We start from the raw sequence: 21621 nt of genomic DNA, 5'->3' as shown, positions 1-21621 counted from the left end.
CGGTGCTTTTTGGGCCCGTGGGAACTTTAGCTGTGGGCCGGTACGGAATCGGAGGCGGAGCCGGGCCCGTTGGCTTCTTCAGCGCCGGATGCGCCGGATCCGTCCCGCCCGGCCAGCCGCTCCCGCCAGGCGGCGAGTACCGCCGCGTCCGTCGGCCTGGTGGCCAGTGAGACGACGACGTAGACGACCAGGGAGCTGAGCAGCCCGTAGTAGATCGGCTCGTTGGCGAGGGCTCCGTACCTCACCATCAGGCCGAGGACGACGAGCCCGCCCACCGTGACGGACGCCAGCGCTCCCTGCACGGTGCCGCGCTTCCACAGCAGACCGCCGAGAATCGGCACCAGCAACCCGCCGACCAGCAGGTTGTACGCGACGGTGAGCGCCTCGACGACGTTGTTCAGCGCGATGGCGATACAGATGACCAGGACACCCATGGCGAGGATGAAGGCCCTGTTGCCGCGTACCTCGTCGTGGTCCTCGCCCTTCTTGCCCCCGCCGCCCCGTATCCCGCGCAGCCGCGACCAGATGTCGTTGTTGGCGACGGTGGCGCAGGCGATCAGGGCACCGGACGAGGTGGACATCACCGCGGCCAGCGCGGCGGCGAGCACCAGTCCCCGTACGCCGATGGGCAGTTCGTCCTTCACGATGGTGGCGAAGGCCGCGTCGGAGCTCGGCAGCTTCGGGTACATGACCTTGGCGGCCGTCCCGATGACGGCGCCTGCGACCGCGTACACCAGGCAGTACGTACCGGCGACCGTGCCGCCGAGCCGGGCGACCTTGTCGCTGCGCGCGGTGAAGACCCGCTGCCAGATGTCCTGTCCGATCAGCATGCCGAAGGTGTAGATCAGGACGTACGTGAAGATCGTCTCGGCGCCGATGCCCAGCGGGTCGAAGTACGAGGTGGGGAGCTTGGCCTTCATCTCCGAGAAGCCGCCGGCCTTGACGATCGCGATCGGCAGCAGCAGGAGGAGCACGCCGATCGTCTTGACGACGAACTGCACCATGTCGGTGAGGGTGATCGACCACATGCCGCCGAGCGTCGAGTACGCGACGACGATCGCACCGCCGAGGATGATCGCCACGGTCCGGTTCATGTCGAAGAGGACGTCGAAGATCGTGGCGTAGGCGATGGTCGAGGTGACCGCGAGCATCAGCGTGTACGCCCACATGACGACGCCGGAGATGATCCCGGCCCGGCCGCCGTAGCGCAGGTCGAGCATCTCGGAGACGGTGTAGACCTTCAGCCGGGCGATGCGCCCGGAGAAGAAGATGCTGAGCGCGAGGAGCCCCAGGCCGATGGTGAAGACCATCCAGGCGCCGGAGAGGCCGTACTGGTACCCGAGGCCCACACCGCCGATGGTGGAGGCGCCACCGAGCACGATCGCGGCCATGGTGCCGGAGTACATGGCGGGTCCGAGCCTGCGGCCCGCCACCAGGAACTCGGACTTGGACTTGGCGCGGCGCATGCCCCACCAGCCCATGGCGAGCATTCCGGCCAGGTAGGCCACGATCACCGCGTAGTCGACTGCCATGCGCGCTCCCTCTCATCGCGGGGGGCCGTAACACCTCTGCCACCTGCGCCGGACTGCTTTCGAACGTTGACCCTAGGTGGCCTGAAAGCGACGTTGAAGTGTACGTTCCATCCACTGAACCTCTCCACCGATGGATGGAACGTACATGCCGGACCTCGCCGCTCCCCCCACCGCCCCCGTCCAGCTGTCGGCCCTGCTCGCCCGCCGGGACCTCGGGCTGCGCCAGGTCGCGGGCCCCCCGGCGGGGGACGGCGGCGGTGCGGCGGTGCACTGGGTGCACACCAGCGAGATGGCCGACCCGTATCCGTATCTGCTCGGCGGTGAGCTGCTGCTGACCGCCGGGGTGCAGCTCGCCGACGACCCGGACCGGTACGCGGCCCGCATCGTCGCGGCGGGCGGAGCGGCGCTCGGCTTCGGGCTCGCGCCGGTGTACGACACGGTGCCGGATGCGCTGGCCGCCGCGTGCGACCGCCATGGCCTGCCGCTGGTGGAGGTGCCGACCAGGACCCCCTTCACGGCGGTGGCCCGCGCGGTGTGGGGCCTGATGGCGGAGGCCCGCCACCACGAGCTGCGCCGGGTGTCCCAGGCCCAGCAGGGCCTGGCAGCGGCGGCGGCCCGCCCGGACCCGGTACCGGCGGTACTGCGCCAGCTGGCCACCCGGCTCGGCGGCCGGGCGGTACTGCTCGCCCCGGACGGTACGGCGCTCCAGGCGGCGGGACGCGAGCCGGAGCCCGGGGCGCGCGAGGCCCGCGAGGCGCTGGCGGCACTCGCCCGGGTCGTACGGCCGGGGGCAGGTGCGCCAGGGGCGGGCACGCCGGGGGCGCAGCCGCCCCCTTCCCTGACGCCCGGGGCCGGTCCGGCCGGCCCGCGCCCCGCCCCCACGTCCGCCACCGACACGGCGGGCTCCGCGCACCTCGCGGCGTACGCGGTGGCGGGCGGTGAGGGACTGGTGCTCGGCGTGGCCACCACCTCACGCGAACCGGGCGACCACACCATCGCCGGGGTCGCCGTCGTCCTGCTCTCGCTGCTCACCGCCCCCCGGCAGGGCGCCGATGAGGCGGCGCGCTCGTCCGCGCTGGTCCGGCTGCTGCTCGGCGCCGCACCCGCCGACGTGGCAGCACTGCTGGGCGAGGGCCCCTGGACGGTGGTGCACGCCCAGGGCACGGGGGCCCCGCCTGCACTCGGCAGCCCGCTGGTGGACACGTCGGCCGACACCGTGCGCATCCTGCTGCCCGCCGACCGCGAGGTCACCCGCCACCCCGGCTGGACGCTCGGGCTGAGCGCCCCGGCCGCGCTACGGGACCTCCCGGCGGCCGACGCCCAGGCCGGCCGGGCCCTGCGCCACGCGAAGGCGACCCGCACCCCGCTGTCCCGGCACGGCACGACGGGCCTCGCCGCCCTCCTCGACCCGACGGAGGCAGCCGCCCACGCCCGCACTCTCCTCGCCCCGCTCGGCGACCCGCCACCGCCCGCACTGCTGGAGACGCTGCGCACCTGGCTCGCACTGCACGGCAGTTGGGACCGTACGGCGGTGGCCCTGGCCATCCACCGCAACACGGTCCGCCAGCGCATCGGCCGCTGCGCGACACTGCTCGGCTCCGACCTGGACGACATGGACGTACGGACGGAGCTGTGGGTCGCGCTGCGGCGGGAGTGAACCGAACCGCAGGCGATTCCCGCCGCGTCCCTGTGCCGCTGGGACAGCATGACCGACCAGGCTATTCCGGACTCCGCCTCGGTGAACGGCCGGCGCAGGTCGTCGTACGGCAACGTCGAAGGTGGCGGCCGCATCGAGCAACCAGCGGTGCGGGATCAGCTGTCACCCCTGACGCGGGGCGAAGGCGGCGGTTCGGGCCGGTCCGCGCGCAGTTGTAGGGCCGCGAGCGGACCGGCCGGGGTGTGACGGGCTCTACCAGTCGTCACTGTCCCGGCGCCGGTACCGCGGTCGGCGGGCCGGACTCAGGGAAGGGCTGCGCGAACTGCGCGAACTCGCCCGCCTCAAACGATCCTGCTCCCAGTCGTCGTACTCCGGAACCACACCGGCGTCCAGTCCCGACACCACCTGACGCGCCGCGGCGTACTGCGCCTGCCTGCGGATTTCGTTGGTGTGCGGGAGATCTCCCCGCCGTTCGCGCTCTGCGGCCGTTCGGGTGTCGAAGGGATCGAGCCTGGTTGAGAACGGTTCGCTACCCAGAGGCTCATGGGGCGACCTCATGGAATATTCCATGTCACGGTAGATGCTGCTTCGGCCGACCCGTCGGCTCATACCGGCCTGCGTGATCGGAATTCCGTGCATATCGACCGGGGAGGCATACTGCGGGACCCGCGAACTCTGGTATCGCGGGACGCTTCCACGGACATCCACCATGGGCATCTGGTGCCCCGAGTTGGCGTACTCGTAGCGGCGATGCGAGAGGTTCGTGCCATCGGTGCCGGGGGCCAGGTTCGATGACCGCTGAGGTGTGCCGTACACCGGGTCACCGTGGCTGTAGGCGGCCGCGAGGTGCAGGTGGGACACCGGGCCGCCGGGGTGTACGCCGGCGTCCCGCATGTGACGGGCCGCCGAGCGATTGTTCATCACACTGTTCTGGGAGGGGTGCCTCCGGGTGGGCTGGCGCCCCAGGTAATCACGGTCGATGTAGCTCGATTCCGTGCGGTCGTACAAGGGTGACTCACCGTAGTACTCATCGTACTCATCGGAGTAGCGACTGCTCCTCCGGCTGCTACCGGCCCGCTGCACCGTCGGGGCGTTGCCACCCGTCGTGCCGGTGGTGCCGCCTCGCCCCCTGCTCAGAGCAGCGGTGAGACCGGCGTTGCCGACACTGCGCTGGAGGACGCCCATCGACGCGGCGGTGGGGTGCGCCAGGCTCGCGGCGGCCTGTGCCGCGTCATTGGCATGGGTGGGGGGAGAGAACGCCTGCGAGGGACGCCGTACTGGCCCTTTGGCCTTGGTCCAGTCGGCATCCCCTGCCGGGCCTACATGAGAGTGCATGGAGTGGCCTCTGCGATGGGGGATTTCGAACGATCAGTCCTGGCAGCGTACTTCGCTCACTTGAGAGCCGTACAGCGGCGTCAGGATTCCTTTCCAGGGCTCGCTGGTTACGCCCCGGCGCACCGGGATCGGCGGGCCTACGGGCGCACGGTGAAGCGGAGTTGACCGACGAGCCGGCCGATACCGGCCGGCTGCACAAGCGGCCCGACGGGCCCGTCCGCTCACCAGCCGGTGTCGCCCACGACCAGGCGTCCGGCCTTGCGGTATTCCCTCTGCGCACCGGCCAACAGGTCGTCCGAGGTGACAGAACCGCCGCGGGTGGCCGCGGCGTAGGCGGCGGTCACCACGGCGCTGCGGATCGAGCCACCGGCCAACTCGAAGTCCCGGGCGCACAGTGCCGGGTCGATGTCGTCCGCGCACGGAACGTGGGCCAGGCTGTGCCGCCACAGGGCCAGCCGCTGGTCCTCATCGGGGAAGGGGAAGTCGACCACCAGATCCAGCCTGCGGGTGAAGGCGTCGTCGATGTTGGCGCGCAGGTTGGTGGTGAGCACGGCGATGCCGCTGAACGACTCCAGGCGTTGCAGCAGGTAGGCGCTTTCGAGGTTGGCGTACCGGTCGTGGGCGTCCTTCACGTCGGAGCGCTTCCCGAACACGGCGTCGGCCTCGTCGAAGAGGAGCACGGCGTCGGTGCGGTCGGCCTCGCTGAAGATCCGCTCCAGGTTCTTCTCCGTTTCACCGACGTATTTGTCCACCACGGACGACAGCTGCACGACGTAGAGGTCCAGGCCGAGGTCGGCGGCGATCACTTCCGCGGAGAGCGTCTTCCCGGTACCGGACTCCCCGGCGAACATCGCGAGGACGCCCCGGCCCCGGCCTCCCCCGGCGCTCAGCTGCCAGTCCCCGAGCACCCGTTCGCGGTGCCGGGCGCGCTGGGCCAACTCGTGCAGATGTTCCAGCGGAGCCTTCGGCAGGACCAGGTCATGCCAGCCGACGGCCGGCATGATCCGGCGGGCGTGCCGTTCCAGCCCCGACGCGGACTGCTGTCGGGCGGCCAGTCGCAGGTGCTCGGCCGTCACATCGGTGTCGTCCAGAGCGGCGAGATCCAGCGCCGAGTGGGCGGCCCGGCGAATCCGGTCGCCGTCCAGTCGGTAGGTGGCGACCGTCCCGGCCAGATCGAAGCCCAGGTCCTGCGCCGACTCCACTCCGAGGGCGGCGGCCCAGAGCCCCACCCTGTCCGACGTCGAACCGGGTGCGTCCAGGACGAGCGGGTCGGGATCGCACCACTGAGGGTCGTACGGCGCCGCTCCGATGAGGATCATCGGCACGTCGCCTGTGTCGAGCGAGCGGATCAGGTCGGCGGGCTGCTCCGGCAGCGGGTACACCACGATCGCGCAGCCGCGCAGCCGGGCCTCAAGCAGCAGTTGCGGCAGCGGACTGCGGGAGTGCGCGTGCGTACCGCCGGACCGTTCGTCGCCGCTGTCGCGTTGCTCGCCGGTCTCCCGTGAGCGTGTCTCCGCCGCGGTGGTGAGGTGCAGCGCGGGTCGGCCCGCGGCGGTGAGGGCCGCGGCCGCGCAGGCCAGACCGTCGCCTTCCCGACGCTCGCGCAGGTAGATCACAGGAGGGTCGGGTTGGGCGAGGGGCTTGGCCAACTTGTCCGTCAGCGGATCGCCCGCTCCGGCGGGAGAGGCCCGCAAGGCGCGGACATGCCCCTCCAGCGCGGCGTCGGGGGTGTCGTTGCCGATCAGGTGGGCGGCCAGCCGGTCGGGTACGCGCAGCGTTCGGCCGAGGAAGGGAGCGTCCGGTTCCTCGACCCGCAACAGACCGAACCAGGAGAGCGGCGCGGTCGGATGGAAGAGCTCGCGGGCTGTGGCGTCCAGGGCGGGCAGGCCGCACACGTCGAGCACCAGCCCGACGGTCGCCCGCCGACGGCTGACGTCGTTGTTGAGGTAGCCGTACAGCTGCTCGAAATCGCGGTCGAGATCCGGCGCGAGGGCAAGGAGCAGGGTCGTGGTTTCCAGATCGGTCAGCCCCATCCGCGCGGCCAGGCCGGCGAGCCGGTCGGCGGGACCGAGCGGCGCGCGCCCGGCGACGACGACGCGCTGCGCGGGATCCTCCCGTTCGGGGCCGGACTTCTCCAGAAGGTGCTGTACGGCGTCCTTTGACAGATACAGCCCGCGCAGCGGGTCGTCGGCCGTGGGGTCATCGGCGGACCGCTCCCGGACCAGGGCGGCGACCCGCTCACGCTGGGCGGCGAGCCGGTCGCGCAGAGGACGGGCGGGATTGTGGTCGGAAGCGCCGTCCACGGCGGCGCCGTCCTCGGCATCGGACGCGGTGCCGGTGTCGGCCGACTCGCCGCCTTGCGGGGCTGTCATCGCGCGTCCGGACGCCGGGCTGCCCGGCCCGGAGCGGGAGCGCAGACGGGCGGCACCTGGAGGCCGGATGTCGCCGGCGAGTCGCCGGCGAGTGCGATTCTGAGGCTCTCGTCCACTTCGCGGATCATTACTACGCTGCGCTCTTTCCGGCTGGTTCTGTAGCAGCGAGTGCTGGTGCTGCGTGAGCCGCATCCTTTCGCGGGGGTCGACCGCGCCGCAAGGGCTTCGGGGACGATACCCGGGCACCCGACTCTGCCCGGTCGATCCCTTGATCTGCCTGTTCGGACAGGCAACCGCGGCAGCGGGCGCTCCGGGAGGGCTCCGTCGGACAGGCCGTGGCGAGGTGTCGGCCCGCACGCGAGGGCAAAGGCCCGTGCCCCTCACCGCGGCCGGGTTCTGGGCGCAAGACCCGTCGGACCGTCCCTCACCACCGGCACGGAACCGGCCCCGGGTGGATCTGCTCACCGCCGCCCTCCCCGGCCCGCACCGTCACGTGCTCAAGCGTGCGCAGGCTCACCCTGGACAGTCGCGGTGACCTCCCGGTAACTTCGACTGAGCAAGCGCTTAGCAGGAGTGGCCGGCCGGGCCGATCGGACCCCGGGGGCACGCCAGAACCGCAGAGGAGCCTTCCGTGCGCCGTACCGTTTACAACGAGGACCACGAGGCGTTCCGGGACACCATCCGGGCCTTCATCGAGGCCGAGGTCGTGCCCGTGTACGACGAGTGGCTGGCGGCGGGCCAGGTGCCGCGCGAGTTCTACCACAAGCTCGGTGAGCTGGGGATCTTCGGCATCGAGGTGCCCGAGGAGTTCGGCGGGGCCGGCGAGGAGTCCTTCAAGTTCCAGGCCATCATCTCGGAGGAGTGCGCCCGCGCCGGTGTCTCCTTCGGCGGTTCCTCGGTGCATGTAGCGCTCTGCCTGCCGTACCTGAAGGCGTACGCCACCGATGAGCAGAAGAAGCGCTGGCTCCCCGACTTCGTCAGCGGCGCCTCGATGTTCGCCATCGCCATGACCGAGCCGGGCACCGGTTCCGACCTGGCCGGCATGAAGACCACCGCCAAGCTGTCGGACGACGGCACGCACTACGTGCTCAACGGCGCCAAGACCTTCATCACCGGCGGCGTGCACGCCGACCGCGTGATCGTCTGCGCGCGCACCGCCGCTCCGACCCCCGAGGACCGCCGGCACGGCATATCGCTGCTCGTCGTCGACACGAAGTCCGAGGGGTACGCGGTCGGCCGCAAGCTCGACAAGCTCGGGCTGAAGACCTCCGACACCGCCGAGCTCTCCTTCACCGACGTGAAGGTGCCGGCCGGCGACCTGCTCGGCGAGGAGCACAAGGGCTTCTCCTACCTCGGGCAGAACCTCCCGCAGGAGCGCCTCGGCATCGCGGTGGGCGCGTACGCGCAGGCTGCCGCCGCCGTCCGGTTCGCGCAGGCATACGTCCAGGACCGCACGGTCTTCGGCAAGACCGTCGCGTCCTTCCAGAACACCAAGTTCGAGCTGGCCGCCTGCAAGGCCGAGGTGGACGCGTCCGAGGCGGTCTGCGACCGCGCGCTGGAGGCCCACGACCTGGGCGAGCTGACGGCGGCCGAGGCCGCGTCCGCGAAGCTCTTCACCACCGAGGTCGCGCACCGCGTGATCGACAAGTGCCTCCAGCTGCACGGCGGTTACGGCTACATGAACGAGTACCCGATCGCCCGCCTGTACGCGGACAACCGGGTCAACCGGATCTACGGCGGCACCAGCGAGGTCATGAAGATGATCATCGCCAAGAGCATGGGTCTGTAGGCAGAGATACACCGCAGAAACATCTTGTAGAAATGGCCTCATGAACCAGGCACTTGAGTCCCTGCTCGATCTGCTCGACCTGGAGCGGATCGAGCAGGACATCTTCCGCGGTCTGAGCCGCTCCGCCGTCGTGCCGCGCGTCTTCGGCGGCCAGGTCGCCGCACAGGCCCTGGTCGCCGCCGGGCGCACCGTGCCCGCCGACCGGACGGCCCACTCGCTGCACGCGTACTTCCTGCGCCCCGGCGACCCGGGCGCGCCGATCGTGTACACGGTCGACCGCATCCGCGACGGCCGCTCCTTCACCACGCGCCGGGTCGTCGCGGTCCAGCACGGGCAGCCGATCTTCCATCTCTCGGCGTCGTTCCAGACGTACGAGGAAGGGCTCGACCACCAGACCGCCATGCCGCCGGCCCCAGACCCGGAGACACTGCCGACGGCAGCCGAGATGCTGCCCCGGTACGCGGACCACTTCCTGGAGCCGGGGGTCGTGGACCGGCTGATCGAGGCGCGTGCGGCGGTCGATCTGCGGTACGTGGACGCCCCGCCGTTCGGCAGCGTCGGCACCCCGCGCGAGCCGCGCTCGCAGGTCTGGTTCCGTACGAACGGCAAGCTGGCGGACGACCCGCTGCTGCACGTCTGCCTCGCGACATACGTCTCCGACATGACACTGCTCGACTCGGTACTGCTCGCTCACGGGCGCGGCGGCTGGGCGGTCGGCGACGTGGTCGGCGCCAGCCTGGACCACGCGATGTGGTTCCACCGCCCCTTCCGGGCCGACGAGTGGCTGCTGTACGACCAGGAGTCCCCGTCCTCGTCCGGCGGACGCGGCCTCGGCCAGGCCCGGATCTACACACAGGACGGGCAGTTGGCGGTCACGGTGATCCAGGAGGGCGTGATCCGGGTTCCCCGGTGACGGGGGCGGGCAGCCACGGTGAGCAGCACCCCGCAGATCCTGGCGTCCATTTTTCAGCGTTGCCTCTCCAGGGTGAGAACGGCCTCGCATTCAACGTGCAACCTGTCGATCAGGGCTTGGGCGGCGCTGAGCCACCGGACGTCGTGACGGTGAACTCGTCCCCGTCGATGACCCGCTCAGTGCCGTAGAAGGACCCGAGCAGGCTGCCGCTGTGGGAGTTCTGTTTCGCGTCGATCATGCAGACGCTGTACCCGTTCGGTCCCGTAGCGGGTGTCAGGTCCGGGACATGGCAGTTCTCGTTGATGGTGCGGCCGTTCTTCGTAGAGGCCGCGCCCTCCTTGGTCGAGGCGAATGGATACTCGTCGCACGACCTGCCTGCCAGCGTCCGGCCATCACGTACCTTGCCGGCCTTGGGGCACGAGGTCTGTCGGTTGATGTCCCGCATCTTCTTGTCGGCCAGCCTGTGCAACGGGCTCCCCGCCGCACCCGGAAGACCTGACTTGATGGCTTCCTCGACGTGCCAGGTCTGTTCGGGATCGACGGAGGTCAACTCGAACTCCGGGGGCCTGCCGGCATCTACACAGCCCTGCCGGTACTTGCCGCTGGAGGTTTTCATGGTCGAGTCGCACCGGAACATGTTGTTGCGGATCACGCCGTCGTTGCTGGGAGTCACGTCTCCGAGGTTGCCGAAGCTGTACGTGAAATTCAGGCCCGGAAATGCGATGGCGTTGTCCGCCATGGCCTGTTCTTTCCACTTGATGACGATCGACTTGGTGGAGTTGGGTTTGATCACGGACCCGCTCTTGGGCCCCTCCACGCTGTAGGCATCGCTGTCGTGGCCGTTGTAGTCCGGCTCGTAGCGCCAGGTCGGCGTACCCACATCGCCGACGAGGGGGCCGAACGTGATGCGGACCTCTTGCTGGATCTCACCGGATTTGTGGGAGCTCAAGATGCCTGTTTTCACGAGGAAGGGCATGCTGCCGATCTCGGCGCCCTTGGAGTTGTGGACCTTCAGGGCAAGGTTGTCCCAGATGGCGCAGGCGTTCTTGCGGCTCGCCCGCCAGCGCCCGTCCCACGCCTCTGTGGTGCACCAGCCCGGAATGAACGACCCCTGGGTATCGGGACCGTCGATGACAGGGTCCTCCGGGTCCGTGCCCGGCGGGCCCGGCTCCCCGCCCTCGATGCAGGAAACGCCCTCCTGGCACGGCTGCAGGTCGCCGATGGGGCCCTGTTTGACCGGGGTCTGGTTGCCCGTGCGGGCGTCGGCCGCGAAGTCGAACCAGGTCACCGGCCGCGCTTCGCCCACAGTAGGTTCAGCGTCCCCGTCATCGGGATCGGCTGCCGACACAGGGTCGGTGGGGAACCCCATGGTGCCGAACTGGAACTCCTGGTCGAAGGATGACCCTCGCGGCTGTTGGTCAGCGGTCGGATAGCCGTACGGTCCGGCCTCGAACCCGGACATCTCCCACTTGGTCAGCAGGCCGCCGCTGACCGGGTGCGCGCCATAGGCCTCGGTCCAGTAGATCATTCCGTGTTCGAAGCGGCTGGCCCGCCCGATGCCGTCGGGTGTGGTGAACTCGTCTCCGATCGGGTAGCCGAGGTAGCCACCGTCCCGGCCGGCCTCATTCCACTTGTCCAGGATCGCGCCGTGCACGGCGTAGGCCTCGTTGAGCTTCCAGTAGATGTCACCGTGCTCGAACTGCTGGCGCCGCCCGACGTTGTCGGCATTCACCAGCTCGTCGCTGGTGGGGTAGCCCAGAGCACCTGCCTCGTAGCCGTTGCGGGCCCACGCGGCGAAGAAATGGTTGACCACCGGATGCGCGCCGCCCTGCGGCGACCAGTAGATCGGACCGTTGACGAATTCGGTGCGTTTGCCGTACCCGTCAGGGTTGGTCAGCTCGTTGGACTTGGGCAGGAGAAGGAAGCTGTTCGGGCCGCCGAGCTCGTTGTACTTGTCCTTGATGGCCCCGCAGACCTCGTAGGGCGCAGGCCAGTACACCTGGCAGTCGGCGGTGACGCCCTCTCCCGCCTCCATGGTCTCGGCCTTGTCGGCATCAGCCTTGCTGTACCCGTCGGGTACGGATTCCTTGTCCGAGCGCATCTCGCCGGCCACAACATGGCTTTTCGGCGGTGCCGTCGGGCGCCAATGCCAGGAGCCGGGCGCCGCATGAGCGGCGGTGGCGCCGCCTGTCAACGCGACCTTCATGGCCATGACCATGAAGAGACGTCTCGCCAACACGCTGCCCTCCGCCGCCGTCGGCGCGCGTATCGCCCGCCGTGCCAGCCAGTACAGCGCAACCACCGAGAAACGACGCTACGGAAATGAGCCGATCCTTCCGGGATGGACTTCGGCCACGACAGGGATGCGCTGAATGCAGGGAACGGGGCATGCCACTGCTGAAGTCCTGGCGAATCTTCCGGCGGCCGTCAGCCCAGCCCCGCCGCGTCCAGCAGGTACGCCGTCATCGGGTCGTAGAAGCGCGGGTCCGTGACGTGGTCGTCCAGTGGGACCGTGACCTGGAGCGTGCCCTCGGCCTCGCCCAGGAAGAGTGCGGGGTCGTTGCAGTCCGCGTAGCCGATCGAGTCGAGGCCCCGCTGGCCCGCGCAGCCCGCCCAGCCGTGGTCGGCGACGACCAGGTCGGGCAGGGGCCTGCCCGCGCGCTCCAGGCCGTCGAGGACGGCCCGCATCGGCTCGGGCGAGTGGGTGTGCCAGAGGGTCGCCCCGCGCTCCAGCACGGCGACGTCGGCGAACTGGAAGACCATGCCCTCGTCGGCGGTGAGCCCGCCCGGAATCCGTACGATCTCGCAGCCCGCCGTGCGCAGCGCGTCCGCGGTGGCCCGGTGCACGTCCAGTAGGCCGCCGGGGTGGCCGGTGGCGAAGAGCACGCTCTCCCTGCCCTCGGCGGCCTTCCGCAGCCGGGCGGCCATCCGGTCCAGGGCGTCGACCGTCAGCTGCGGGTCGATGGTGTCCTGGCCGTGCCGGTGCCCGGGGTCGTCGTTGACGCCGCAGCGCTCGGCCATCACGGCGAGCACGTCCTGCTCGTCCGCCCAGCGGTCACCGAGTTCGAGCCCCAGCCAGAAGTGCCGGTCGCCGTTGGAGAGCTTGCGGTAGTGGGAGAGGTTGTTGTCGCGGGGCGTGGCGACGTTCCCGGCGATCCGGGTGCGGACGAGGTGGTCGACGAGTTCGGCACGGCTGGGTATCGGCATGAGCCCATTGTGGACGCCAGGCCCTGTCCCCGTCAGTCCGGTATCGGCGGAGACCGGGCTCAGCCCGCCGCCGGCGCCTCGCCCGGCATCCGCTCCGGCGCTCATGCCGGTGCCGGCGCCGGTGCCCCGTCCAGTGCCTCGAAAGCGCCGTGCGCGAGGCGGCGCAGCAGCGCGCCGGTGGCGGTCCGGCCGGGCAGGCCGCCGGTGCCCAGGTGCGGGGTGGAGTTCAGCAGGCCGAAGACGGCGTGCACGGCCGCGCGGGCCTCCTGCTCCGGGGTGTGCGGGTACAGCTCGCGTACGACGGTGACCCACAGCTCGACGTACTGCCGCTGGAGCCTGCGGACCGCCTTGCGGTCGCTGTCGCGCAGCCGGTCCAGCTCCCGGTCGTGGACGGTGATCAGCGGGCGGTCGTCGAGCGCGAAGTCGATGTGTCCGTCGATCAGTGAGGCGAGTACCGCCGCCGGGCCGCCCACGGCCCGCTCCGCCCGCGTCCGGCCGCCGTCGAGCAGCCGCTCACTGATCCCGACGAGCAGTTCCGCGAGCATCGCGTCCTTACCCGCGAAGTGGCGGTAGAGGCCGGGACCGCTGATGCCCACCGCTGCGCCTATCTCGTCGACGCCGACGCCGTGGAAGCCACGCTCGGCGAAGAGGCGTGCCGCCTCCTTGAGGATCTGCTCGCGCCGCGTCGGGGCGTCCGTCCTGGTGCTCATGGCTCCATTCTAGACAGCGGGGTTAGCGAGCGTTAACCTGGCCGCAGGTGTTAACGATCACTAACCGCCCCGACCGGGTAGGGATGGTGATCGGAAGCAATCGGCGCAGACCAGAAGCCATCAGCGCAGAGCAGAAAAGCACACAGAGCAGAGGGGGCCCGACCGATGCAGCAGGCACCAGTTCTGACGAGCGCGGCCGATCCCGCTTCGGAGGCCTGGCGGGCCAACGAGGCGGCGCACGGAGCGCTCGTCACCGAGCTGCGGACCCGGCTGGCAGCCGCGCGTCTCGGCGGCGGCGAGAAGTCGCGGGCCCGCCATGTGGCGCGCGGGAAGCTGCTGCCGCGCGACCGCGTCGACACCCTCCTGGACCCGGGCTCGCCGTTCCTGGAGCTGGCGCCGCTGGCCGCCGACGGCATGTACGGCGGGTCGGCGCCCGCCGCCGGGGTCATCGCCGGGATCGGCCGGGTCAGCGGGCGCGAGGTGGTCGTGGTCGCCAATGACGCCACGGTCAAGGGCGGCACGTACTACCCGATGACCGTGAAGAAGCATCTGCGCGCCCAGGAGGTGGCCCTGGAGAACCGGCTGCCCTGCGTGTACCTGGTCGACTCGGGTGGTGCCTTCCTGCCGATGCAGGACGAGGTCTTCCCGGACCGCGAGCACTTCGGCCGGATCTTCTACAACCAGGCCCGGATGTCGGGACTGGGCATCCCGCAGATCGCCGCCGTGCTCGGCTCCTGCACGGCGGGCGGTGCGTACGTCCCGGCGATGAGCGACGAAGCGGTGATCGTCCGCAACCAGGGCACGATCTTCCTGGGCGGCCCGCCGCTGGTGAAGGCCGCGACCGGCGAGGTCGTCACGGCCGAGGAGCTGGGCGGCGGCGAGGTGCACGCGCGGACCTCCGGGGTCACCGACCATCTCGCGGAGGACGACGCGCACGCCCTGCGCATCGTCCGGACCATCGTCTCCACGCTGCCGGAGCGCACCCCGCTCCCCTGGTCCGTGGAGCCCGTGGCGGAGCCGAAGGTGGACCCGGCCGGGCTGTACGGCGCGGTGCCGGTCGACTCCCGTACGCCCTATGACGTACGGGAGGTGATCGCGCGCATCACGGACGGCTCGCGGTTCGCCGAGTTCAAGGCGGAGTTCGGGACGACGCTGATCACCGGCTTCGCCCGGATCCACGGCCATCCGGTCGGCATCGTCGCCAACAACGGCATTCTCTTCTCCGAATCCGCCCAGAAGGGCGCGCACTTCATCGAACTGTGCGACCAGCGCGGCATTCCGCTGCTCTTCCTCCAGAACATCTCTGGCTTCATGGTCGGCCGGGACTACGAGGCGGGCGGGATCGCCAAGCACGGCGCCAAGATGGTGACGGCGGTGGCCTGCACCCGGGTGCCGAAGCTGACGGTGGTCGTCGGCGGCTCGTACGGCGCGGGGAACTACTCGATGTGCGGCCGGGCCTACTCGCCGCGCTTCCTGTGGATGTGGCCGAACGCCAAGATCTCCGTGATGGGCGGCGAGCAGGCCGCCTCCGTGCTGGCCACGGTCAAGCGCGACCAGCTGGGCGACGACTGGAGCGCCGAGGACGAAGAGGCGTTCAAGGCCCCGGTCCGCGCGCAGTACGAGGAGCAGGGCAACGCCTACTACGCGACGGCCAGGCTCTGGGACGACGGCGTGATCGACCCGCTGGAGACCCGCCAGGTCGTCGGCCTCGCGCTGACCGCCTGCGCCAATGCCCCGCTGGCCCAGAAGGACCGGGCAACGCCCGGCTACGGCGTCTTCCGGATGTGATGAGGGTGGAAATGTTCGACAGCGTTCTGATCGCCAACCGGGGCGAGATCGCCGTGCGCGTCATCCGTACGCTGCGGGAGCTGGGCATCCGCTCGGTCGCCGTCTACAGCGACGCGGACGCGGACGCCCGGCACGTGCGGGAGGCCGACACCGCGGTCCGGCTCGGTCCCGCGCCCGCCGCCGAGAGCTATCTGTCGGTGGAACGGCTGCTGGACGCGGCGGCGCGCTCCGGCGCGCAGGCGGTCCATCCCGGGTACGGGTTCCTCGCCGAGAACGCGGAGTTCGCGCAGGCGTGCGCCGACGCGGGCCTGGTCTTCATCGGGCCGCCCGCATCGGCGATCTCCCTGATGGGCGACAAGATCCGCGCCAAGGCGACGGTGCGGGCCGCGGGCGTCCCGGTGGTGCCCGGATCGTCGGGCAGCGGGCTCACCGACGCCGAACTGGCCGCGTCCGCACGGGAGATCGGGATGCCCGTACTGCTGAAGCCGTCGGCGGGCGGCGGCGGCAAGGGGATGCACCTGGTCCGCGACGAAGCGCTGCTGGCCGACGAGATCGCATCGGCCCGGCGCGAGGCGCGGTCCTCGTTCGGCGACGACACCCTGCTGGTGGAGCGGTGGATCGACCGCCCGCGCCACATCGAGATCCAGGTCCTCGCGGACGCCCACGGGAACGTGGTGCACCTGGGTGAACGCGAGTGCTCCCTCCAGCGCCGCCACCAGAAGATCATCGAGGAGGCGCCGTCGGTCCTGCTGGACGAGGCGACGCGGGCCGCGATGGGTGAGGCCGCGGTCCAGGCCGCGCTCAGCTGCGGATACACGGGCGCGGGCACGGTGGAGTTCATCGTCCCGGGCGGCGACCCGTCCTCGTACTACTTCATGGAGATGAACACCCGCCTCCAGGTGGAGCACCCGGTGACCGAGCTGATCACCGGCCTCGACCTGGTGGAGTGGCAGCTGCGGGTCGCCGCGGGAGAGCAACTGCCGTACGAGCAGAAGGACATCGTGCTCACCGGGCACGCCATCGAGGCGCGGGTCTGCGCGGAGGACCCGTCGCGCGGCTTCCTGCCGTCGGGCGGCACGGTGCTGGCGCTGCGCGAACCGCAGGGGCACGGCGTACGGACCGACTCGGGCCTCAGCGAGGGCGTGGAGGTCGGCAGCCGCTACGACCCGATGCTGTCGAAGGTCATCGCGTACGGCCCGGACCGCGCGACGGCGCTGCGCAAGCTGCGGGCGGCGCTGGCCGGCACGGTCACCCTGGGCGTCCCGACCAACGCGGGCTTCCTGCGGCGGCTGCTGGCCCATCCGGCGGTGGTCGCGGGCGAGCTGGACACCGGTCTGGTGGAGCGGGAGGCGGACGGCCTGGTGCCGGACACGGTGCCGCCCGAGGTGTACACGGCCGCGGCCGCGGTACGGGCGGCCGGGGCGGCTCCGGAACCGGACGCCGGCGGCTGGACCGACCCGTTCTCGGCGCCGAGCGGCTGGCGGCTGGGCGGCCCCGCCCTGCCGGTGACCCGGTGGCTTCAGATCACCGGGCACGAGGCAGTACTGACCGGGGGCGCGGGCCGGGTCACACCGGACACGGTGACGGTCACGGTCGACGGGACCGTGCACACCTTCCACCACGCCGGGGACTGGCTCGGCCGGGACGGCGACGCCTGGCACGTCCAGGACCACGACCCCGTACAGACCACGCTGGACGCGGCGGCGGGCCGGGGCGGCGCCGGTTCGCTCACCGCGCCGATGCCGGGCACGGTCACCGTGGTCAAGGTCGCCACCGGGGACGAAGTGGTCGCCGGTCAGGGCCTGTTGGTGGTCGAGGCGATGAAGATGGAGCACGTGATCACCGCCCCGCACGCGGGCACCGTCACCGAACTGGACGTCGCCCCCGGCACGACGGTCGCGATGGACCAGGTGCTGGCGGTCGTCACCCCGGCCGACGCCCTGGACGTCCCGGCCGGCACCCCGGCAGACGTCCCGTCCGGGGCCCCCGCCGACGTCCCGGCCGGAATCCCGGCCGACGTCCTCCCGGGCAGCATCCCGATCGGCGACCCGGCCGGAATCCCGCAGGAGGAGTCATGACCAACGGCCTGCCCATGTCCGTACCGGCGGAGGGGCTTCCGGCCCGGGTCCGTATCCACGAGGTCGGCGCCCGCGACGGGCTGCAGAACGAGAAGACGGTCGTACCGACCGAGGTGAAGGCGGAGTTCATCCACCGCCTGGCCGACGCGGGGCTGACGACCATCGAGGCGACCAGCTTCGTGCGCCCCGAGTGGGTGCCCCAACTGGCCGACGCCGAGCAGCTGTTCCCGCAGCTCGCGGACCTACGGGGCGTGGACCTGCCGGTCCTGGTGCCGAACAGCCGCGGCCTCGACCGCGCCCTGGAGCTCGGGGCCCGCCGGATCGCGGTCTTCGGCAGCGTGACGGAGTCGTTCGCCAAGGCCAATCTGAACCGCACCGTGGACGAGTCGCTCGCCATGTTCACGCCGGTCGTCGCGAAGGCCCGCGCGGCGGGACTGCACGTGCGCGGCTATCTCTCGATGTGCTTCGGCGACCCGTGGGAGGGGCCGGTCCCGGTCGACCGGGTGGTCGGGGTCGCCCGGCGTCTGCTGGACCTCGGCTGCGACGAGCTGAGCCTGGGCGACACCATCGGGACGGCGACGCCCGGCCACGTACAGGCCCTGCTCACCGGCCTCAACGAAGCCGGCGTCGGCACCGATTCGCTCGGCGTCCACTTCCACGACACGTACGGCCAGGCTCTCTCCAACACCCTGGCCGCCCTCCAGCACGGCGTGACCACGGTGGACGCGTCGGCGGGCGGGCTCGGCGGCTGCCCGTACGCGAAGTCCGCCACCGGCAATCTCGCCACCGAAGACCTCGTCTGGATGCTCGAAGGACTCGGCATCGAGACCGGCGTCGACCTCGGCCGCCTCACCGACACCAGTGTGTGGATGGCCGGACAACTGGGCCGACCCAGCCCGTCCCGCACCGTACGTGCCCTCTCCCACCAGGAGCAGTAACGATGGACCACCGTCTGAGCACCGAACTCGAAGAACTCCGCCGCACGGTCGAGGCGTTCGCACACGATGTGGTCGCCCCGAAGATCGGCGACTTCTACGAGCGCCATGAGTTCCCGTACGAGATCATCCGCGAGATGGGCCGGATGGGCCTGTTCGGGCTGCCGTTCCCGGAGGAGTACGGCGGGATGGGCGGCGACTACTTCGCCCTGGGCATCGCCCTGGAGGAGCTGGCCCGCGTCGACTCGTCGGTAGCGATCACCCTGGAGGCGGGCGTCTCGCTGGGCGCGATGCCGGTCTTCCGCTTCGGCACGGAGGAGCAGAAGCGTGAGTGGCTGCCCCGGATGTGCTCGGGCGAGATCCTGGGCGCGTTCGGCCTGACCGAGCCGGAGTGCGGCTCGGACGCGGGCGGCACCCGCACCACGGCGGTGCGCGACGGTGACGACTGGGTGATCAACGGCTCCAAGTGCTTCATCACCAACTCCGGTACGGACATCACGGGCCTGGTCACAGTCACCGCGGTCACCGGCCGCAAGCCGGACGGCCGCCCGCACATCTCCGCGATCATCGTCCCCTCGGGCACCCCCGGCTTCACGGTGGCGGCCCCGTACTCGAAGGTCGGCTGGAACGCGTCGGACACCCGCGAGCTGTCGTTCTCGGACGTCCGGGTCCCCGCGGCGAACCTGCTCGGCGAAGAGGGCCGCGGTTACGCCCAGTTCCTGCGCATCCTCGACGAGGGCCGGGTGGCGATCTCCGCCCTGGCGACGGGCCTGGCGCAGGGCTGTGTGGACGAGTCCCTGGCGTACGCGAAGCAGCGCCACGCGTTCGGCCGCCCGATCGGCGACAACCAGGCCATCCAGTTCAAGATCGCGGACATGGAGATGAAGGCCCACACGGCGCGCGTCTCATGGCGGGACGCGGCGTCACGGCTGGTGAGCGGCGACCCGTTCAAGAAGGAGGCGGCGCTGGCGAAGCTGTACTCCTCGACGGTGGCGGTGGACAACGCCCGCGAGGCGACACAGATCCACGGCGGGTACGGCTTCATGAACGAGTATCCGGTGGCCAGGATGTGGCGCGACTCCAAGATCCTGGAGATCGGCGAGGGCACGAGCGAGGTCCAGCGGATGCTGATCGCACGGGAGTTGGGGCTGCCTACGGGGTGAGGTCCGCCCTGGGGTCTTGTGTGTGCCGGGGGGCCGTACGGTGCTGAAGAGTCCGTACGGCCCGCCCGGCCGACCGTGGTGACGCAGCCGTCCTCATGGGACGAGGCCGGTGGAGGAGAAGCCGGTGAAGGCAGGCGCGCGCTTCTCAAGGAACGCGCGGATTCCCTCCTGTCCGTCGGCGGAGTCGAAGAGCCGTCCCAGAGCGGACTGTTCGGCCGAGAGGGCCGCGCTCAGCTCCTGCGCCACCCCGCCGTCGATGATCCGCTTGGCTTCGCGGACCGCGAGAGGGGCCTTGACCGCGAGGGAAGCGGCGAACTCGACGGCGCGTGCCTGCAAGGCTCCCGGCTCGGTGATCCCGGTCAGCAGGCCGTGCCGGAAGGCCTCGTCCGGGCGCATACGGCGACCGGTCATCACGAGTTCCTTGGTGAGACGTGTCCCGGCCGCTCGCGCCAGCCGCTGGGTGCCGCCGCCTCCCGGTATCAGGCCCAGCGTGACCTCCGGCAGGGCGAATCGGGCCCGCTCCGATGCCATGATGAAGTCGCAGCAGAGCGCCACCTCGAACCCACCGCCGAAGGCGTAACCGTTCACGGCGGCGACGGTCGGCTGCGGCAGCCCTTCGAGGGCGTCGAACACCTCGCGCGAGGTCCGCTGGTACGCCATGAAGGCTTCGGTACTCACCTCGAAGTACTCGCCCACGTCAGCGCCCGCGATGAACCCGCGGCCGGTGCCGGTGAGGACAACGGAACGGATCCCCGGGTCCTGCCGGATCCGGGCGACCTGCTCGCCGAGCGCCACGACGAGCCCGCCCGACAGCGCACCCAGCTTGTCCTCCCTGTCGATCCGCAGCACGCGGACGGTGCCCGCGCCGGCCCCGGCGACCGTGTGGTCCTGGACGGCGTGATCCTGGACTGCGAGATTCGGGTGGGGATACCCAACCGGCCCTGCCGTCACCGTGGGTGGCTCCTGCTGAGCGCTCATCGGGCGTCACCGACCAGGTTCGCCAGGCTCACGTCGTCGAGCACCTCACCGAAGACAGCGGCGGTGTGCTCACCGATCCGTGGCGGCGCGAGGCGCTGCCGCCACGGCGTACCACTGAGCGAGACCGGGCAGCCGACGAGCTCGATCGGGGTGCCGGCCGGACCGTCGACGGTCACCAGCAGATCCGACCCCTGTTCCCGCAGTTCGTCCACGGCTTCCTTGGTACTGCGCACCTTTGCCGCCCAGACCCCGGCCGGGAGCAGCACGTCGAGCCAGTGCTGAGCGGTGTTCGTCCGGATGATCGCCTCAAGTGCGTTCTTGGCCCCGTCGCGCTCGGTCCAGGCGTCGAAGTCGGCGATGCCGGCGACCCCGACGGCCGAGGCGACCGTCTCCAGGGGTGCCATCGCGATCGCCATCCAGCCGTCGCTGGTCTCGTAGATTCCGAACGGGGCGGACAACCACGGCTGTCCGATGCCGGAGCCCGACCGCCGGTACTCGGCGCCCTGGTTCACGAATGCCGAGATCTCCTGGCACTGCATCGCGATGGCCGTCGAGTACAGATCCACTTCCACCCGCTGGCCGATGCCGTGGGTGCTGCGGGCGATGATGGCGGCCATGATGCCGTTGGCGAGGGTGAGCGCGGTGGCGTGATCGACGATGGCCGTACCGGCCGGGGTCGGCGGATCGATGTCGCGTCCCGTCGATGCGGCAAGGCCCGACATCGACTGGATGAGCAGGTCCTGGCCGGGCCTGCCCTCCCTGGCGAAGCCGGTGTCCTGGCCCCAGCCGGAGCCCGAGCAGTAAATGATGTCGTCCCTGACTGCCTTGAAGTCCGCGTAACCGAGGCCGAGCCGGTCCATCACACCGGGGCGGAAGTTCTCGACGACCACGTCGCAGGTCGCGGCGAGCTTCAGCAACGCGTCCTTGGCCCGGGGATCCTTGAGGTCGAGGGCCACGGAACGCTTGTTGCGGTTCATCGCGAGGAACGCCGCCGACTCCCCGTCGACGTACTCGCCCATCATGGCGAGGTCCCGCTCCCATTCCCCTTCCGGCCGCTCGACCTTGATGACGTCGGCGCCGAGGTCGGCCAGGAGCTGGGTGGCGAAGGGGCCGAGCATCATCTGTGTGAAATCGAGAACGCGGATGGCGTCAAGCGCTTGCATG

Annotated in this window: 15 protein-coding genes; 7 read left to right on the top strand and 8 right to left on the bottom strand. The window is 70.7% G+C overall.

Going from position 1 to position 21621, the window contains the following annotated elements; genetic code table 11:
• Positions 1-26: 26 nt before the first annotated feature.
• Positions 27-1532, bottom strand: coding sequence for a sodium:solute symporter (locus OG385_RS21875; protein ID WP_266856857.1), 1506 nt, complete (start codon positions 1530-1532; stop codon positions 27-29).
• A 145-nt stretch (positions 1533-1677) separates the two neighbouring features.
• On the opposite strand from OG385_RS21875, the gene OG385_RS21870 reads away from it, so the two are divergent.
• Positions 1678-3189: a PucR family transcriptional regulator gene (locus OG385_RS21870; RefSeq protein WP_266861051.1), complete on the top strand. Its 1512-nt coding sequence runs from the start codon at positions 1678-1680 to the stop codon at positions 3187-3189.
• 252 nt (positions 3190-3441) lie between these two features.
• Here OG385_RS21870 and OG385_RS21865 read toward each other — a convergent pair whose 3' ends face one another.
• Together OG385_RS21865 and OG385_RS21860 are read right to left on the bottom strand one after the other, a co-directional pair.
• Complete coding sequence (locus tag OG385_RS21865) at positions 3442-4524, bottom strand: hypothetical protein (RefSeq protein ID WP_266856855.1); 1083 nt, start codon at positions 4522-4524, stop codon at positions 3442-3444.
• 221 nt (positions 4525-4745) lie between these two features.
• On the bottom strand, positions 4746-6896 hold the full coding sequence (locus OG385_RS21860; protein WP_266856853.1) for an ATP-binding protein: 2151 nt from the start codon (positions 6894-6896) through the stop codon (positions 4746-4748).
• A 631-nt stretch (positions 6897-7527) separates the two neighbouring features.
• Between OG385_RS21860 and OG385_RS21855 the strand changes: the two genes are divergently transcribed.
• Both OG385_RS21855 and OG385_RS21850 read left to right on the top strand, forming a co-directional pair.
• Positions 7528-8685, top strand: coding sequence for an acyl-CoA dehydrogenase family protein (locus OG385_RS21855; protein WP_266856851.1), 1158 nt, complete (start codon positions 7528-7530; stop codon positions 8683-8685).
• Between the two features lie 40 nt (positions 8686-8725).
• Positions 8726-9598 carry an acyl-CoA thioesterase II gene (locus OG385_RS21850; protein ID WP_266856850.1) on the top strand — a complete coding sequence of 291 codons (873 nt, stop codon included), beginning with the start codon at positions 8726-8728 and terminating at the stop codon, positions 9596-9598.
• A gap of 109 nt (positions 9599-9707) precedes the next feature.
• Here OG385_RS21850 and OG385_RS21845 read toward each other — a convergent pair whose 3' ends face one another.
• The 3 genes from OG385_RS21845 to OG385_RS21835 all read right to left on the bottom strand — a co-directional run bounded on the left by OG385_RS21845 (position 9708) and on the right by OG385_RS21835 (position 13515).
• Positions 9708-11837 (bottom strand): hypothetical protein, encoded by a 2130-nt coding sequence (locus OG385_RS21845; RefSeq protein ID WP_266856848.1) that lies wholly within the window; start codon positions 11835-11837, stop codon positions 9708-9710.
• Between the two features lie 188 nt (positions 11838-12025).
• Positions 12026-12805, bottom strand: coding sequence for a phosphatase (locus tag OG385_RS21840; RefSeq protein ID WP_266856846.1), 780 nt, complete (start codon positions 12803-12805; stop codon positions 12026-12028).
• 101 nt (positions 12806-12906) lie between these two features.
• Entirely contained in the window at positions 12907-13515 is a 609-nt protein-coding gene (locus OG385_RS21835; RefSeq protein WP_266856844.1) for a TetR/AcrR family transcriptional regulator, read from the bottom strand.
• A 165-nt stretch (positions 13516-13680) separates the two neighbouring features.
• Between OG385_RS21835 and OG385_RS21830 the strand changes: the two genes are divergently transcribed.
• From OG385_RS21830 to OG385_RS21815, 4 genes are read left to right on the top strand one after another with little or no spacing between them, the layout of a single operon-like run.
• Positions 13681-15303, top strand: coding sequence for a carboxyl transferase domain-containing protein (locus OG385_RS21830; protein ID WP_266856842.1), 1623 nt, complete (start codon positions 13681-13683; stop codon positions 15301-15303).
• 11 nt (positions 15304-15314) lie between these two features.
• Positions 15315-17381, top strand: a complete 2067-nt coding sequence (locus OG385_RS21825; protein ID WP_266856840.1) for an acetyl/propionyl/methylcrotonyl-CoA carboxylase subunit alpha — start codon at positions 15315-15317, stop codon at positions 17379-17381.
• Positions 17378-18319, top strand: coding sequence for a hydroxymethylglutaryl-CoA lyase (locus OG385_RS21820; protein ID WP_266856839.1), 942 nt, complete (start codon positions 17378-17380; stop codon positions 18317-18319). The genes OG385_RS21825 and OG385_RS21820 overlap by 4 nt, the downstream gene beginning before the upstream one ends.
• A gap of 2 nt (positions 18320-18321) precedes the next feature.
• Positions 18322-19479, top strand: coding sequence for an acyl-CoA dehydrogenase family protein (locus OG385_RS21815; RefSeq protein WP_266856837.1), 1158 nt, complete (start codon positions 18322-18324; stop codon positions 19477-19479).
• A gap of 93 nt (positions 19480-19572) precedes the next feature.
• Here the strand turns inward: OG385_RS21815 and OG385_RS21810 are convergent, their stop codons facing one another.
• Positions 19573-20457, bottom strand: a complete 885-nt coding sequence (locus OG385_RS21810; RefSeq protein ID WP_266856836.1) for an enoyl-CoA hydratase/isomerase family protein — start codon at positions 20455-20457, stop codon at positions 19573-19575.
• A complete protein-coding gene (locus tag OG385_RS21805; RefSeq protein WP_266856834.1) occupies positions 20454-21620 on the bottom strand; it encodes a CaiB/BaiF CoA-transferase family protein in 1167 nt (388 codons plus the stop codon). Before OG385_RS21805 ends, OG385_RS21810 begins: the two co-directional genes overlap by 4 nt.
• Position 21621 lies beyond the last annotated feature (1 nt).

The sequence above is a fragment of the Streptomyces sp. NBC_01306 genome, from assembly GCF_026340465.1.
GTDB lineage: Bacteria > Actinomycetota > Actinomycetes > Streptomycetales > Streptomycetaceae > Streptomyces.
This window is presented reverse-complemented; position numbering and strand designations above follow the sequence as displayed.